This window comes from Micromonospora sp. Utrum1, from assembly GCF_057197805.1.
Genome location: NZ_CM170071.1, coordinates 7,347,177 through 7,361,379, shown reverse-complemented (window position 1 = coordinate 7,361,379; position 14,203 = coordinate 7,347,177). Strand labels below are relative to the sequence as shown.

Annotated in this window: 17 protein-coding genes and 1 tRNA gene; 14 read left to right on the top strand and 4 right to left on the bottom strand. The window is 68.2% G+C overall.

What is annotated here, in order from left to right:
• Positions 1 to 1,043 precede the first annotated feature (1,043 nt).
• Positions 1,044 to 2,243: an enoyl-[acyl-carrier-protein] reductase FabV gene (gene fabV, locus AC0OLQ_RS34720; RefSeq protein WP_484529636.1), complete on the top strand. Its 1,200-nt coding sequence runs from the start codon at positions 1,044 to 1,046 to the stop codon at positions 2,241 to 2,243.
• 755 nt (positions 2,244 to 2,998) lie between these two features.
• Here fabV and AC0OLQ_RS34715 read toward each other — a convergent pair.
• Together AC0OLQ_RS34715 and AC0OLQ_RS34710 are read right to left on the bottom strand one after the other, a co-directional pair.
• A complete protein-coding gene (locus AC0OLQ_RS34715) occupies positions 2,999 to 3,754 on the bottom strand; it encodes a glycosyltransferase family 2 protein (protein WP_484529635.1) in 756 nt (251 codons plus the stop codon).
• Positions 3,751 to 4,542 (bottom strand): GntR family transcriptional regulator, encoded by a 792-nt coding sequence (locus tag AC0OLQ_RS34710; RefSeq protein WP_484529634.1) that lies wholly within the window; start codon positions 4,540 to 4,542, stop codon positions 3,751 to 3,753. The genes AC0OLQ_RS34715 and AC0OLQ_RS34710 overlap by 4 nt, the downstream gene beginning before the upstream one ends.
• 154 nt (positions 4,543 to 4,696) lie before the next feature.
• Between AC0OLQ_RS34710 and AC0OLQ_RS34705 the strand changes: the two genes are divergently transcribed.
• The 13 genes from AC0OLQ_RS34705 (at position 4,697) to AC0OLQ_RS34645 (ending at position 13,095) form a co-directional block, all read left to right on the top strand.
• Positions 4,697 to 5,014, top strand: coding sequence for a hypothetical protein (locus AC0OLQ_RS34705; RefSeq protein WP_484529633.1), 318 nt, complete (start codon positions 4,697 to 4,699; stop codon positions 5,012 to 5,014).
• Positions 5,015 to 5,309: 295 nt separating this feature from the next.
• Complete coding sequence (locus AC0OLQ_RS34700; protein ID WP_484529632.1) at positions 5,310 to 6,191, top strand: hypothetical protein; 882 nt, start codon at positions 5,310 to 5,312, stop codon at positions 6,189 to 6,191.
• 85 nt (positions 6,192 to 6,276) lie between these two features.
• Positions 6,277 to 7,152: an FtsK/SpoIIIE domain-containing protein gene (locus AC0OLQ_RS34695; protein WP_484529631.1), complete on the top strand. Its 876-nt coding sequence runs from the start codon at positions 6,277 to 6,279 to the stop codon at positions 7,150 to 7,152.
• The gene (locus AC0OLQ_RS34690; RefSeq protein ID WP_484529630.1) at positions 7,149 to 7,358 is read left to right on the top strand and encodes a hypothetical protein; all 210 of its coding nucleotides are present in this window, start codon (positions 7,149 to 7,151) and stop codon (positions 7,356 to 7,358) included. The genes AC0OLQ_RS34695 and AC0OLQ_RS34690 overlap by 4 nt, the downstream gene beginning before the upstream one ends.
• An 84-nt stretch (positions 7,359 to 7,442) precedes the next feature.
• A complete protein-coding gene (locus AC0OLQ_RS34685) occupies positions 7,443 to 7,880 on the top strand; it encodes a DUF6197 family protein (RefSeq protein ID WP_484529629.1) in 438 nt (145 codons plus the stop codon).
• Positions 7,880 to 8,179, top strand: a complete 300-nt coding sequence (locus tag AC0OLQ_RS34680; protein WP_484529628.1) for a hypothetical protein — start codon at positions 7,880 to 7,882, stop codon at positions 8,177 to 8,179. The genes AC0OLQ_RS34685 and AC0OLQ_RS34680 overlap by 1 nt, the downstream gene beginning before the upstream one ends.
• Complete coding sequence (locus AC0OLQ_RS34675) at positions 8,176 to 8,511, top strand: RRQRL motif-containing zinc-binding protein (protein WP_484529627.1); 336 nt, start codon at positions 8,176 to 8,178, stop codon at positions 8,509 to 8,511. Before AC0OLQ_RS34680 ends, AC0OLQ_RS34675 begins: the two co-directional genes overlap by 4 nt.
• The gene (locus tag AC0OLQ_RS34670; RefSeq protein WP_484529626.1) at positions 8,508 to 8,795 is read left to right on the top strand and encodes a hypothetical protein; all 288 of its coding nucleotides are present in this window, start codon (positions 8,508 to 8,510) and stop codon (positions 8,793 to 8,795) included. The genes AC0OLQ_RS34675 and AC0OLQ_RS34670 overlap by 4 nt, the downstream gene beginning before the upstream one ends.
• Positions 8,785 to 9,645 carry a DUF2637 domain-containing protein gene (locus AC0OLQ_RS34665; RefSeq protein ID WP_484529625.1) on the top strand — a complete coding sequence of 287 codons (861 nt, stop codon included), beginning with the start codon at positions 8,785 to 8,787 and terminating at the stop codon, positions 9,643 to 9,645. Before AC0OLQ_RS34670 ends, AC0OLQ_RS34665 begins: the two co-directional genes overlap by 11 nt.
• Entirely contained in the window at positions 9,642 to 9,905 is a 264-nt protein-coding gene (locus tag AC0OLQ_RS34660) for a hypothetical protein (RefSeq protein WP_484529624.1), read from the top strand. Before AC0OLQ_RS34665 ends, AC0OLQ_RS34660 begins: the two co-directional genes overlap by 4 nt.
• Entirely contained in the window at positions 9,905 to 11,692 is a 1,788-nt protein-coding gene (locus AC0OLQ_RS34655) for a replication initiator (protein WP_484529623.1), read from the top strand. The genes AC0OLQ_RS34660 and AC0OLQ_RS34655 overlap by 1 nt, the downstream gene beginning before the upstream one ends.
• A 24-nt stretch (positions 11,693 to 11,716) precedes the next feature.
• Positions 11,717 to 11,935, top strand: coding sequence for a helix-turn-helix domain-containing protein (locus AC0OLQ_RS34650; RefSeq protein WP_484529622.1), 219 nt, complete (start codon positions 11,717 to 11,719; stop codon positions 11,933 to 11,935).
• Positions 11,932 to 13,095 carry a site-specific integrase gene (locus AC0OLQ_RS34645; RefSeq protein WP_484529621.1) on the top strand — a complete coding sequence of 388 codons (1,164 nt, stop codon included), beginning with the start codon at positions 11,932 to 11,934 and terminating at the stop codon, positions 13,093 to 13,095. The genes AC0OLQ_RS34650 and AC0OLQ_RS34645 overlap by 4 nt, the downstream gene beginning before the upstream one ends.
• 65 nt (positions 13,096 to 13,160) lie before the next feature.
• Here AC0OLQ_RS34645 and AC0OLQ_RS34640 read toward each other — a convergent pair.
• Positions 13,161 to 13,237, bottom strand: a tRNA-Pro gene (locus tag AC0OLQ_RS34640).
• Positions 13,238 to 13,304: 67 nt separating this feature from the next.
• Positions 13,305 to 14,198, bottom strand: a complete 894-nt coding sequence (locus AC0OLQ_RS34635; RefSeq protein WP_357333981.1) for a metallophosphoesterase — start codon at positions 14,196 to 14,198, stop codon at positions 13,305 to 13,307.
• Positions 14,199 to 14,203 lie beyond the last annotated feature (5 nt).

The window sequence follows — 14,203 nt, the reverse complement described above, 5'->3', positions numbered from 1 at the left end:
CGCTGCCTTCGGCCGAGTGATGATCGCCAGAAACGACTCAAGGCCCCTCCGCGGAGGGGCCTTGAGTCGTCGTTACCTCTGGTCGGGGTGGCCGGATTCGAACCGACGACCTCTTCGTCCCGAAGGAATGATCAGCCGTCGATGAGCTGGGCAAGCAGCCGGGGAGAGCTCCTGGAACGGTCCACCATCGTCCGTGGGCGTCCGGCGTCGGGCACCCCGATCGTCACCCAGTTGGTCACCCACCCCGACGGTAAGACGTTGAAGCGGAACTTAGAGCCGCTGCCTCGCCACCAGCGGGAACGTTGCTCAACACCTGCTCACAGAGCATCTGGGGTTGCCATCGCTGGTCACTGGTTGACGACGTTTCACGCTGTCGTGTGCCCCCTGCGTGCCCCAGCACCCGCCACGAAGCCGGGCGACATTGAACAGGCTGAGTAACATGGCTCCCACGAACCACCGGCAACCGACTCTTCGGTCCAAAGCCCGCCCACTCAGGCGGGCCGTGTCCTGGGAGTCGAGTTGCTTGAAGTCGGTTCGTCATTCGCTGATGGTGCCGCCCCGTGGGCCCTTGCTGCCCTGGTCGTCACTCCATGCGCTCGCATCGCGTTGATCTGGGTCATCTCAGTTTGGTCCCTGCGCTCCGACGAGCGCGGGCGCGAGTATGCGCTCCAGCTCCTCAAGCTGCTCCTGGCTGCCCGGCTCGGATCCACCAATCGTGCCAGGCGACAGCGCGACGCCGCCTGACTCGCGCTCCGGTGACAACCTGCGTTGGACGCACTACAGTTCACCAACTACAGGTAAGACTGGCCCTTCGTCGCGGGTCGGCCTGTACTTACCCTCTGCAATCTGGGCAAAGGCTGCCGCCAGTGGTCGTCATTGGTGGGCCCTGTTCGCCTTCTGACGGCCTGGCGACGGCCCGGCCACTCTTCGTCAGCGAGCCTGTGCGGCGCGCGGTAAGCCAGAGACCGGCGATGAGACCGGCACCGGCCGCGCATGCACTGTGGCAGGATGTGGCGACGTCATCCGTGCGCGAAGTGGGAGCTATGGCCGAACGTGTTGTCAGCCCGACCGGACGCGGCTTCCTGCTGCTCGACGCGCACCCGGCCGGCTGTTTCCAGATCGTTGCGGATATGCGGAACCAAGTCTCGCGGTCTGTGAAGGTGCAGGACGCCGGCCCGGTCGCTCTTGTCATCGGGTCTAGTTCCGGCTACGGGCTGGCGGCCACGATCGCTGGACTTGCCCGGTACGGCATCCGCGGGATCGGCGTGGCCTTCGAGCGCCAGCCAGGCCGGCGCACCGCAACCGCGGGCTGGTACCGCACCATCGCTACGGACGCGGTCGCGGCCGAACTGGGCTGCGATTTCTCGTTCGTGAACGCCGACGCCTTCGCCGAGACCACTAAGGTTGAGATACTTGACCTGATCGCCAAGCGGTTCGGAGGCCTCGACTACCTGGTCTACAGCGTGGCGGCCCCGCGTCGGACCGACCCGCGCACCGGTATTACCTACCAGTCGGTCATCAAACCGCTGGGGGCCGCGTACACGACCAGGACGCTGGAGTTCGATAGCGACGGTGCGCCCGCTCTTCGAGAGATCACCGTGCAGGCTGCCACCGCTGAGGAAGCGGCAGACACGGTCCACGTGATGGGCGGTGAGGACTGGTCCCGCTGGATTACAGCGCTGGCCGAACGTGATCTATTGCGTGACGGCTTCCGTACCGTCGCCCTGTCCTACATCGGTTCGAGCCTGACGGCGGCGATCTACCGCGACGGCACGATCGGCGCGGCCAAGATGCACCTGGAACGCACCGCCGAGCAGCTCAACGACCAGCTTTCGGCTTTCGGTGGCAGAGCACTCACCTCGGTCAACGGCGCAGCCGTTACCCAGGCGTCCACCGCCATTCCAGGCATTGCCCTCTACGTCAGCCTTCTGCGCGCCGTGCTCGGCGACCGCCTTCAATCCCCGACCGAGCAGTCAATGCGCCTATGGGACCAAATCACGGGCGCGGCACCCTTCGACCTCGACGAGCAGGGCCGGCTACGCCTAGACCGGTGGGAACTTACGCCACAGGTACAGTCCGATGTCGCCGAGCGGTGGCAGATCATTTCCTCGTCCACTCTCACCGACATCGCCGACGTCGACTGGTTCCGAGCCGAATTCCGCGCGCTGTATGGCTTCGACGTGCCAGGCGTCGACTACCAGCAGTCAGTAGACCCGGACCTACCCTGGCCGGCTATTCGCTAGCTACGACTAAGCCCCGACCATCCCAGCAGGCGTGCCCGTCTCATCGCTGTCGCCGCGGCGTGTCTAGATCTTCAACCGGCCCCTCTCGCAAGACCGCACTGATCCACCGTGCCATTTCGTCGCCGTCGACCCGCCCTATTGGGGAACGTGCCGCCGCCCCGGCCCGCCAGGTCAAGCGGACCTTGACGCACGTACGGACGCTGGCGGAACAGACTGAGTCGGCTCTCGTGTCACGGACCCCGCCCCCAGCGGACACCGCCACAGTGGCGCAGTTGACCCAACCTCGCCCGGCACGGACCCGGCTCCCGGGGTCGGAGCTGGCCACCGGCGGCCACCCCTCCCCCTCCCAGGCGAGCGGTTGACCTGACCCTGAGCGGCTGCGGAGTCGGCTCCTAGACGACCGGCATGCCTCCGCGCGGACACCGCCCCCATGCTTGGGGCTTGCCGCGCGGACCCGGCGCGCCCTTCCCTGCGCCGCGCTGCTCAGGCGCGGCGCGGCCGGCTGCCGGCGACAAGCCTCCACCACTCTCCCCGCTATGCCGACTGCGGCGGCCCCGGGCTCCTCGCTCTCCGCGCCAGCCGCCGGGCATAAGGCGTGACGGCCGCAGAGCGACAGCGGCAGCGGCCGGCGCGCGCCCAGGCGGCGGCGCGTGCGGCCCGTCAAGGGCCGCCTTGAAGACGTACAGAAACTTTGCACAACATCGCCGGCAGTCCGGCCGGCCCTTCCGGGTAACGACCGCCGTCGGTTGCCCGGGTCAGGCGTTGATCGACAGAAAGAGGGCTCGTAGCGCGATAGCCCGGGACTCGATGAGCTGCATGCGGAGCTGCCACTCCGCGGTTGCCGTCCAGTCGGCCTGTGCGGTGATCTGGTCGGGGTGCTTCCGGTACAGCAACCCTGGTTCGTCAATGAAGTACCCGTCGGCGATTACTGAGGCTGCGAGCAGTAGTCCGGTGTCCTCGCCGCCGGGTAGGGCCATCCAGCCGCCGAGGGCAAGCGCGAGTCCTCGTCGGATGCACAGCGTTGCGGGGTGCACAGGTAGCCGGTAGCTGTTGTTGTGGAAGTAGGACAGCACCTCGGCCCGTTCGAGTTTGCCGCCTGGAGGGTCTGCATGCTGCCAACCGATCGTTGACCCGTCTGGCATCAGGTCGAGCACGCTGGATGTTGTCCAGCCAACCTCAGGACGAGAGGTCAGAACCTCGATCTCGCGAGCGAGGGCGCCGGGTGTGAGCTGGTCATCAGCATCCAGGACCCGCAACAGGGCACCGCTGCTGCGCGCCATGGCCATGTTGCGGGCGACTCCCGGACCACCCGGCTTGCCGACCCCGCCTAGCACACGAGGGTCATCAGGTAGAGCGGCTTCTACTTCGCCCGTGCGGCCGTCCTCCTGGACCAGCCATTGCCAGTCCCAACCGTCGGGCATCTCCTGGGCTCGCAGCGATTCGTAGGAGTCTGCGAGATAGGGGATGCTCGGCGCGTGGACCGGAGTGACGACGGAGATCAGTTTGTTCATTCCGACCACCGGGTCAGCTTCGTTGTGTAGACGAACTCGGTTCGGTCTCCAGGCAGGACGACGTTCGACACCTCGACAACGCAGTCGTTGGTGTCGATAGAGATCTTGCGAAGGATGAGCACCGATACTCCTGGGGGCAGCTTCAAGGCTTCGGCCTCCTCCGGCCCGGGAGGTCGAGCGCTGATCTCGTCGACAATCCGGTCTAATTCGATGCCAATACTGAGAAGTTGGTTCTGCGTCCCGCCCGGCCATGGCTCGTTGTGAGCGTCGAGCAGTGCGGGATTCTCGGCGACAACGTCATACACCATGTATGAGGTGTTCAGGCTTAGCGGCGCGTTCTCTCGTCGTGAACCTGTTCGGTAGAAGCGCTCAAGCATCTTGGCGCCCACGGGGACGCTGAATAGCCGGGCCAGCTCGGCAGTCGCCGGAACCGTCCGGTACTCCGCCGAGAAATCAAGGTCCTGCATGGTGAGCCCAGTGTCTCGCTCGGTTGCGCCCGTGCGGCGTCGCTGCGACTCGGGTAGCCGAGCGCGGTCCTTCTCCCACTGGTACCGCTCGGGCGAGCGTCGAACCCGCTGGCGCGGGGCTCGGACGAACGTCCCCCTGCCGTGACGACGGTCGACGAGCCCTTCTGCCTCCAAGGCGTCCAATGCCTGCCGCACGACGGGAAGACTCACGTCGTACTCGGCCTTCAAAGTCTGCTCGTTCGGTAGCTTCGTCTCTGGACTCAGTTCGCCCGAATGAATCTTTTCACGCCACTCTGCGGCGATTCGCTCCCACTTGGCCATGCCTCTGCACTCCTTCGCGTCTCCCACCAGTTTAGGTCTTCATGAAGTCTTGACGCGACGGTTCGCGGCGTCGTACGTTGTCTGCACGTCTTCATGAAGACACGAAGACAACGGAGTGCGCCGACGAGCGGTGCCCCAGCAGAAGGAGACAGCCTTGAAGCTGTACGTGGACACCACGAGCAAGCAGGTGACGGCGTCGAAGGACCCGGAGCCGAAGAACGACCAGAACGGCAACCAGAAGTCCGAGAAGAACACGGGCCGGCTCATGTGGTCCACCCAGGTCTTCGTTCTCGACGAGAACGGCGGGGAGGTCATCACCATCACGACGGCGGGTGAGAAGCCGAACGTGAAGGTGGGGGACTTCCTGGCGGTCGAGCAGTTGGAGGCCATTCCGTGGGCGACCAACGGGCGCAACGGCGTCGCGTTCCGGGCGGTGTCTCTGAAGCCGAAGAACGGTACTCCGGCCAAGTAGGTCCATCGCACGACGTGCTGTGTGAGCCACTGGTGTCCGTGGTCACCCCGTAGCGGCCTGACGGTCCGCTGAATCCCATCTCAATGCGGTTCCGGGAGTGTTCCTGACTCCTACATTCCCGGTCCGGTCGCCACCTGGCAGTGGTGACAACCCCAAGGAAATGGCCCGGGGTCGGTACTGACTCCTACATCTGCCGACCCCGGTGCCGCCCACTCATCCAACCCAACTGGCATTGGGAGGACTCGTCGTGTCCAAGTCTAGCCCTCGCCGCTTCGGCGGCAAGTCCACCGGAACGGTGACGGTCATCGAGGCCAAGGTTCACCGTTCCTCGGCCCGTAACGCCAAGCTGGCGTTCATCCTGACGGCGGTCATCGTCGGCCTGCTGTCGGCTGTGGTGGCCGCGTCCTACTGGCACCCGATCGTGGCCCTGATCGTCGGTGCCCTTATCGGCGTTCCGGCCGGCGGTGTCGCCTGGCTGCTCGTGCGCGTGTGGCCGGTGATCCGGCTGCTGTGGTGGTGGAGCATTGAAACGCTGCTCGCCGTGCTGCTGCTCACCTGCTGGGTGCAGCTCGCCAACCACACCTCGACCCTGGTGACGCTGCTCGTGGTCGCCCTGGTCGTCGGCGTCCCGGCTGCCATTGCGACGGTTCGTCGCCGGGTGGTCGCCTGGACCTGGTGCCTCGTGGTCAGGCATCGGCTGCGCGTGTGCTTCGCACAGTTCATCATCGCCAACCAGTCCGGCAGTCTGCCGCTGATCCTGTGGGCCAAGCCCACCCCGGTCGGTGAGCGGGTCTGGGTCTATCTGCGCCCCGGTCTGTCGGCCAAGGACCTGGAAGGCCGGCTCGACAAGATCGCTGTGACGTGCCACGCCTCCACCGTGCTCATCGAGCGCGCTTCGGAGAACAACGCTGCTTATCTGCGGTTCGACATCAAGCGCCGTGAGGTGCTGACCGCCCGCGTGGGCTCCCCGCTGGTCGACGTGATCGACCCGACTGCGCCGGTGGCGGCGTCGCCGCTGACGGTGCCCACCGCCCTGGACCTGCCGGACATCGACATGCCGACGGTCACTCTCCCGACGCAGGGCAAGTCGGCGAAGACGCCGGCCACCACCGCCAACGGCAGCAAGCCCGCGGCTTCGGCGTCGTCCGAGGCGGACGACGTTTCCGACTGGATCTGACCCCTACCCAACCGGGATGCGAGGAGCCCTGCGGGCTCGTTCGTGTGGCTTCTCGCGCCCACATCCCGCCCAAGGAGGGCACCTCATGACCACCACTGTCCCCACCTCCGCTGACGCGGTGCCGGTGGGTGCTGGCCTGTCGATGTTCGATCCGGTGTTCATCGGGATCGACGAGTTCGGCCAGCCCGTCTATCTCGACGTCGTCTACCACAACCTTCTCGCCGCCGGCGAGCCGGGCGGCGGGAAGTCCGGCCTGGTCAACAACATCTGCGGACACGGCGTCCTGTGCGACAACACCCGCCTGGTGCTCTTCGACTCCAAGCTCGTTGAACTCGGCCCCTGGCGCGACCTGGCCGACGCCTTCATCGGCCCCGACATCGACCAGGGCATCGACGTGCTGCGCCGCCTGCTGGTCGTGGCCACCAACCGCTACACCTGGCTCCTGGCCAACCGGCGCCGCAAGCTCGCCGAAGGCGACGGCATGTCGGTCATCCTCACCGTCATCGACGAACTCGCCATGTACTCCACGGTGCTCGGCACCAAGGCACAGCAGGAAGAGTTCTCCACCCTCCTGCGCGGGCTCGTCTCCCTCGGCCGCGCCTGCGGCATGCCCGTCGTGGCCGCCACTCAACGCCCGTCATGGGACATCATCCCCGCCAGCCTGCGGGACCTGTTCGGCTATCGGGCCGCGTTCCGCTGCACCAGCCTGAACAGCTCGAACATCATCCTCGGTCAGGGCTGGGCCGAGCAGGGCTACACCGCCTCCGACATCGCCCCCACCAACCAAGGCGCGGCCTACCTCCTAGCCGAAGGCGGCATCCCGCGCCGCATCAAGGCCGCCTATCTCACCGACGCCGACATCTACAACATCGCCGACTACGCCGCCTGGACCCGCCGCCCACGGCCATTACCGACCTTGATCCCGGACCTCAGCCGGGTCGACTTCGAGGCGGCGGCATGAGCACCAGAGAGCGCACCTACGCCAAGGCCAACAACCAGAAGGCCGCGCAGTACACCGAACTGTGGATCGTCGGCCGTCCCGAGGACATCGCCGCCATGGTCCAGGTCGCCAGCGCCAGCGGCCGACTCGTCTACGTCTCCGCGCCGACCCGCATGGGCGGCGACGACACCCGCCACCGCCGCTACCTGCGGCTGCGCAACACCTGAAACGGCCGACAGGACCGGACTGGCCTCGCAAGCTCACCGGTCCTGCCGACCTTCCGCCAACAGCCCCGAAAGGACGTGGCTGCCATGAAGGCTACCCAAAAACCACCCACCGACGTTCAGGTCACCCCTGCCGACCTGCTGCGGATGGCTGCCCTCTACCTGCGCCGGCACGGTTGGCACCAGGGCACCTACTACAACACCAGCACGGACACCCTCACCCCGCCGGCCTGCGCCGCCGGGGCCATCGGCATCTCCTGCGCGGGCCACCGCGTCGAGCACTTCGCCCAGCTCGACGGCGACACCCTCGCCGACTACCTCGCCACCCTGGCCGCGTTCGTCGACTGGCTCGACACCCACGAGCCGCTGTTCTGCGTCGACGAGGACGGCTTCGTCATCGACGAGCACACCTCGCCCTACTCCTGGAACGACGACCCGGCGCGGACCGCCGAGCAGGTCATCACCGCCCTAGAAGCGGCGGCCGACGAGTGGGACCGCCTCCACAACCAGGGGGGCGATCGGTGATGTTCACCGTCAAGGCGTCCTTGACGCACACCCCGTCCCGCCGGAAGCGCCGCGAGGTCGTCGAGAACGACGCCTTCGCCGCGTTCGCCCGACGCATCATCCGCGCCCACGGCCGCCGCGTCGCCGCCGGCGACGTGGAAGCCCTCCGCGACCTGGTCGCCCTGTCAGCCAACCTCGACGACGCCATCGGCGACGCCGTCATCGGCCTGCGCGCCTTCGGCTACTCCTGGGCCGAGATCGGCCAACGCCTCGGCGTCTCCAAGCAGGCCGCCCAGCAACGCTGGGGAGGCCAGGCATGACGCTCACCTTTGACCCGGACCGGTTCGACACCTTCGCCTACCGAATGGCTCCCGAGGGCCTGGCGACTCGCCGTCAGCTCCGCGCCGCCGGCCTTCGACCCGGAGGACACGATCCGGTGGCCCAGATCGTGTGGCGACGCGGCAAGCGTCTCGCCTACCTCTACCGCCTCGACCTGGCCGCGCCCAAACGCACCGCCACCCCCGCCCAGCGGGTGGCCATCGCCAAGGCGCTTCGCGCCCGCCGCACTTGCCGCGTCTGCGGACTGGTGCAGCCCTACTACATCCCCCGCCGCTACGGCTGTTGCCTCGACTGCCACGGAGGTACCCGATGACCTTCAACCTGTCCGACCCGTGCCTGTGGTGCATCGAGGGCGTCTCTCCGGACGGCGTCCATGACGTTCTCGGCCCCGTCTACAAGCTGTGCCGCGCCTGCCTCCAGGTCTGCCCGACCTGCGAGGGCGAGGGCCTGTACCCGGCCGAACCGACCTGCCTGCCCTGCTTGCTCAACAGCCTGGCCTCTCTCGGCCTGTCCCCGCTGTTCTGCGCCGGCTGCTCCGGCGTCATCGACCTGGTCTATTGCGACACCCGCCGGGAGGTGCCTCCCCATGTCCACTGATCCGCACACCGTGACTGAGCAGTTCGCCGCCGAGTACGCCCGCAACGCGGTCCCGACCATGCTCAAGGCAATCGCGTCGATCAAGCGGTACAACCGGTTCGTTCTGCTGGGCGCGCTCGCCACCAGCTACCTGCACCAGGGCCACTACCTGTGGACCCAGAAGGCCGGCTATTTCGCCTACCTGGTGCCGCTGATCTTTGACGCCGCGATGGTGTCCATGCTCATAGTCGTCCGCACCTCCGGGATCGCTCGCGACGCCAAGCGCGGAGCACTCGTCGTCTTCTCCTGCGCCGCCCTGCTGTCGGCCACCATCAATTTCGCATCCCCCGGCAGCCTCGGCCTGCGGCTCGTCTTCGCCCTGGTCGTCGTCCTCGTCATCGGCGTCGAACTCGTCGCCGGACGCATCCGACCCGACTTCGCCGCCATCGAAGCCGAAGCCGCCGCCCTCCTGAGCGCCGCCCGCGACCTGGCGGCCAAGAACCAGCACTTCGAACCCGCCACGACCGGTGACGCTGCGTCGACCGAAACCAGCTGGCGAACCTCCACCGACAGTGACGACACCCCGGCCGCCGCGCCGACCGTCGACACCCCGCCGCCGGCTGCGCCGGCTGTCATCACCGCACCGGTCACCCCGGCACCCATCACCCGGCCGGACGTTCCGGCGCACCTGGTGCCCACCGCCCGCTTCGTCATCGGCCGACACGAGCAGAGCACCGGCCGCCGGATCACCGCCGACGAACTCGCCGGCCTGCTGTCGGTCGACCCCGACATTGCCCGGGAACTGCTGCACACCCTCGGCGGCCACACCCCCGCCGTCAACGGCACCCCCGTCACCGGTGGTGCCCGATGACCATCCACGTTGTCGACATCGAACACCTCACCCACACCTGCCCGGCCTTCGCCGAGCCTCACCCCTACGACACCCGACGCACCGTCATCCACGTCATCCCCGGCGGCGCATGCCGGACCCCGGTCACTATCCGCTGCGGCCAGGTGACCACCACCATTCCGTGCCACCGGCACGAACCGGCCGACCGCCAGTGCGGTGCCTGCCGGACCATCGTCACCCAACAAACCATCACCACCAACCGGCCCGAGGTGGCCGCCTGATGGCGTCGACGCTGGACCTCACACCCCGGACTTCGGCCCGGGGTGTGGGCTCGAACGCCGACACCACCGCCCCCGTCTACGCCTACACCGCCGCCGGCTCCGCGTTCCAACGGGCCACCCAACCCGATTACTTCGGCTGGTTGGAACACGTCCGCGCCGCCGCCGGCTGCACCCGGCCTATCCGACTCGCCGGCCAACTCCTGTCCGTCGAGTCCGGAACCGGGCGGATCCTTGACCAGCGGCACACCGATGCCATGCCCGATGCCGCTATCTACAAGGCCTGCGGCAACCGCCGGTCGAGGGTCTGCCCCGCGTGCGCGCAGACCTACCAGCGCGACGCCTACCAGCTCCTGCGCGCGGGCCTCGTCGGCGGCAAGGGCGTGCCGGAGTCGGTGTCGCGGCACCCGGCCGTGTTCGCCACCTTCACCGCCCCGTCCTTCGGCCGCGTCCATAACCGGGCCGTCAAGCGGCACACCTGCACCAACCGGCGTCGCTGCGACTGCCGGCCCGACCCCTGCCACGCCCGCCGCACCACCGACCCGGCCGCCGGCCTGTGCCCCCACGGCCGCCCCGCCGTCTGCTGGGCGCGTCACGAGCCGGGTGACGCGGTACTCGGCCAGCCGCTGTGCCTGGACTGCTACGACCACGACCACCAGGTCGTCTGGAACGTGTTCTCCGGCGAACTGTGGCGGCGCACCAAGCAAGCCGCCGAACGCTGGCTCGCCCAGCTCGCGGGCCGACGCGGCATCGCCCGCGTCGCCGTCGTCACGCCATCGGGCAACACTCGCAAGGTTCCACCCGTGCGGCTGTCGCACGGCAAGGCCGCCGAGTTCCAGACACGCGGCGCGGTCCACTTCCACGCCCTCGTGCGCCTGGACGGCGTGCACACCGACCCGACCGCCGTCGTCCCCCCGCCGCCCGGGTTCACCGCCACCGACCTCGACGACGCCCTCCGCCACGCCGCCGCCCAGGTCGACTACGCCACCCCGAGTCACCCCGACCGGCCCGAAGGCTGGCACATCGTCTGGGGCGCCCAGCTCGACATCCGCACCATCTCGCTGACCGGCCGGGGCGAGGTCACCGACAGCATGGTCGCCGGCTACCTCGCCAAATACGCCACCAAGAGCACCGAGGCCACTGGACACAGCTCCACCCGCCTGACGGCGGAGAGCATCGGCGACTACGCCGACCCCGACGGCGACCACACCGCCCGCCTCATCGACGCCTGCTGGCGCATCGGCCGACCCACCGGCACCCCGGTACCCCTCTCGGAGCGGCCCCGTGACCCCCGACCTCGGCCCGGGTTCGTCGACCGGTGGGAATGCCCCGACTGCGGCACCCACACCCGCTACCGGGCCTGCCCCGTCTGCATCGCCGAACGTCAAGCCGTCCTTGACGCCGAACCGACGAAACCCGCCCCGGCCAACCCGTACGCCCGACTGCGCCGGTGGGCGCACATGCTCGGCTTCGGCGGCCACTTCCTCACCAAAGCCCGCCGCTACTCCGTCACCTTCCAACTCCTGCGCGACACCCGCGTCACCTACCGGCGCAGCGAGGACCAGGACCAAGCCGCCGGCGAACCGATCCAGGCGGTCAACCACCCCGACGACACCACGCTCATCGTCGGCACCCTCACCTTCGTCGGCGTCGGCTGGCACACCACCGGCGACGCACTACTGGCCAACACCGCCGCCGCCCTCGCCCGCGAACGACACGCCACCGGCCGAGAAGAACTCGCCCACGAGCTCGGCACCACACCCGCAGACCTTGCTGTGATCGCCGCGTAGCTACCCCTGGACAAGGAGAGCCATTTGACCGCATCCACCATCGACGCGCCGACGAGAGCCCTTTACCGCATCCCGGAAGCTATGCACCTGCTCAGCCTGTCTCGGTCTGTGATCTACGAACAGATCCGCGCCGGCCGACTACGTACCGTCCGACAAGGCCGTACCCGCCTGGTCCCTGACACCGCCATCACCGCCTACGTCGACCTGCTCGAAGAGGAAGCCCGGAAAGGAGGCACCCGATGACCACACGCCGCGCCCGAGGAGAAGGCGGCCTGCACTGGGACGAGTCCCGGCAACGCTGGATCGCCACCATCACCGTCGGCTACACCCCGGCCGGCAAGCGCATCGTGCGCAAAGGCAGCGGCAAGACCAAGACCGAAGCCCGCGCCAAACTGCGGGAGAAGATCCGCGACTACGAAGACGGGCTCGCCATCGCCGAGCACCACTACACCGTCACCGAAGCCGTCACCGACTGGCTCACCTACGGCCTCAACGGCCGATCAGACCGCACCAAGACCAAGTGCGAGATCCTGTGCCGCACCCACATCATCCCGGCGTTGGGCGCTCGGAAGCTACGCGAGCTTCGCGCCCAGGACGTCGACCGCTGGCTAGCTGACAAGGCAACCACACTCAGCACCCGCACCCTCCGCGACCTCTACGGGTGCCTCAACCGCTCGATGAACCGAGCCATGGCCCGAGACAAGGTGAAGCGCAACGTCGTCGCGCTGTGCACCGTCCCGCGCGGCCAGGAGGGCCGACCCTCCAAGTCCCTCACACTTGATCAGGCCAAGGCCGTCCTTGACGCGTCCGAGGAAACCCGGCTGCACGCCTATGTCGTGCTCTCCCTGCTGACCGGCGCGCGCACCGAAGAACTCCGGGCGCTGCGCTGGGACCATGTCGACCTCGACGGACAACCGGACGCCGACCCGCCGGTGCCGCCGTCGGTGCAGGTGTGGCGCTCCGACCGGGACGGCGGCGACACCAAGACCCGCAAGTCGCGGCGAACCCTCGCCCTTCCCGTCCGGTGCGTCACCGCGCTGACCCGTCATCGGCAGCGTCAGGGCCAGGAGCGCAAGAGTGCCGGCAAGGACTGGCAGGCGCTCGACCTGGTCTTCGCCTCGACTGTCGGCACTGCCCTCGACGCGGCCAACGTCCGCCGGGCCTTTCGCCGAGTCGTCACCCTGGCTGGCCTTGACCCGGCCGCCTGGACACCCCGCGAACTACGACACAGCTTCGTGTCGCTGCTATCCGACAGCGGGGTAAGCCTGGAAGACATCGCCGACCTGTGCGGGCACTCCGGCACCACCGTCACGGAGCTGGTCTACCGTCATCAGCTCCGGCCAGTGCTGCTGCAAGGCGCGGCGGTCATGGATCGCATCTTCGCGCCGGCTGCTGAGGCGTAGTCACTCAGTTGGTCACCCAAGACGCACTAGAGGGCACATCCATCGATCGGATGTGCCCTCTGACCTGGTCGGGGTGGCCGGATTCGAACCGACGACCTCTTCGTCCCGAACGAAGCGCGCTACCAAGCTGCGCCACACCCCGAGGCGTGCCGACAAATAGTAGCCCACCCGCTCCGATGGTCAAACTCGGTACCCCTGGCGTCGTGAGGTCAGCGGGGGATCAGGGTGAGGACGCTCGCCTCCGGGGGGCACGCGAAACGCACCGGCGCCGTGGGGTGGGTGCCCAGGCCGGCCGAGACGTGCAGCCAGGAGTCGGAGCCCGGCCAGCGGTGCAGCCCGCGGGCCATCGACCGGGGCAACCCGCAGTTGGTGACCAGCGCGCCGTATCCCGGCACGCAGACCTGCCCGCCGTGGGTGTGCCCGGCGAGCAGCAGCCCGAAGCCGTCGGCGGCCATCCGGTCCAGCACGGCCGGCTCCGGGGAGTGGGCCAGCGCGATGGAGAGCGCCGCTCCCGGGCTGACCGGCCCGGCCACGGCCGGGTAGTCGTCCCGCTCGATGTGCGGGTCGTCCACGCCGACCAGCTCGATCTCCCGGCCCCCGGCCTTCAGCGTGGTGCGGGCGTTGTTGAGATCGACCCAGCCGGCGCCGGTGAAGACGTCGCGCAGTTCCTCGTACGGCAGCGGCACGCCCTCGGTGTACTCCCGGTCGGGCAGGAAGTAGGTGAACGGGTTCTTCAGGACCGGCCCGGTGTAGTCGTTGGAGCCGAAGACGAAGGCGCCGGGCAGGTCGAGCAGTGGTTGCAGGGCGCGCAGCACGCCCGGCACCGCGTCCGGGTGCGCCATGTTGTCCCCGGTGACCACCACCAGGTCGGGGTCGAGGGCGGCCAGCGAGGCCACCCAGTCCTGCTTGCGCCGCTGGTTGGGCATCATGTGCAGGTCCGACAGGTGCAGTACGCGCAGCGGCTCGGCATCGGTCGGAAGCACCGGTACGTCGTACCGGCGCAGGGTGAACATGTTCCGCTCGACGAGTGACGCGTACGCGAGGGTGGCCGCCCCGGCGGCGACGGTCCCGGCCGCGAGCCGGAATAGTGTGCGCTTTCGCATGGCGT

What these genes read in the sequence shown, in the direction of transcription:
- AC0OLQ_RS34660 (WP_484529624.1), top strand. Translation starts at nt 9,642, where the DNA reads ATGACCATCCACGTTGTCGACATCGAACACCTCACCCACACCTGCCCG.
- AC0OLQ_RS34665 (WP_484529625.1), top strand. Translation starts at nt 8,785, where the DNA reads ATGTCCACTGATCCGCACACCGTGACTGAGCAGTTCGCCGCCGAGTAC.
- AC0OLQ_RS34655 (WP_484529623.1), top strand. Translation starts at nt 9,905, where the DNA reads ATGGCGTCGACGCTGGACCTCACACCCCGGACTTCGGCCCGGGGTGTG.
- AC0OLQ_RS34635 (WP_357333981.1), bottom strand. Translation starts at nt 14,198, where the DNA reads ATGCGAAAGCGCACACTATTCCGGCTCGCGGCCGGGACCGTCGCCGCC.
- AC0OLQ_RS34710 (WP_484529634.1), bottom strand. Translation starts at nt 4,542, where the DNA reads ATGGCCAAGTGGGAGCGAATCGCCGCAGAGTGGCGTGAAAAGATTCAT.
- AC0OLQ_RS34715 (WP_484529635.1), bottom strand. Translation starts at nt 3,754, where the DNA reads ATGAACAAACTGATCTCCGTCGTCACTCCGGTCCACGCGCCGAGCATC.
- AC0OLQ_RS34675 (WP_484529627.1), top strand. Translation starts at nt 8,176, where the DNA reads ATGACGCTCACCTTTGACCCGGACCGGTTCGACACCTTCGCCTACCGA.
- fabV (WP_484529636.1), top strand. Translation starts at nt 1,044, where the DNA reads ATGGCCGAACGTGTTGTCAGCCCGACCGGACGCGGCTTCCTGCTGCTC.
- AC0OLQ_RS34685 (WP_484529629.1), top strand. Translation starts at nt 7,443, where the DNA reads ATGAAGGCTACCCAAAAACCACCCACCGACGTTCAGGTCACCCCTGCC.
- AC0OLQ_RS34680 (WP_484529628.1), top strand. Translation starts at nt 7,880, where the DNA reads ATGTTCACCGTCAAGGCGTCCTTGACGCACACCCCGTCCCGCCGGAAG.
- AC0OLQ_RS34695 (WP_484529631.1), top strand. Translation starts at nt 6,277, where the DNA reads ATGACCACCACTGTCCCCACCTCCGCTGACGCGGTGCCGGTGGGTGCT.
- AC0OLQ_RS34690 (WP_484529630.1), top strand. Translation starts at nt 7,149, where the DNA reads ATGAGCACCAGAGAGCGCACCTACGCCAAGGCCAACAACCAGAAGGCC.
- AC0OLQ_RS34670 (WP_484529626.1), top strand. Translation starts at nt 8,508, where the DNA reads ATGACCTTCAACCTGTCCGACCCGTGCCTGTGGTGCATCGAGGGCGTC.
- AC0OLQ_RS34645 (WP_484529621.1), top strand. Translation starts at nt 11,932, where the DNA reads ATGACCACACGCCGCGCCCGAGGAGAAGGCGGCCTGCACTGGGACGAG.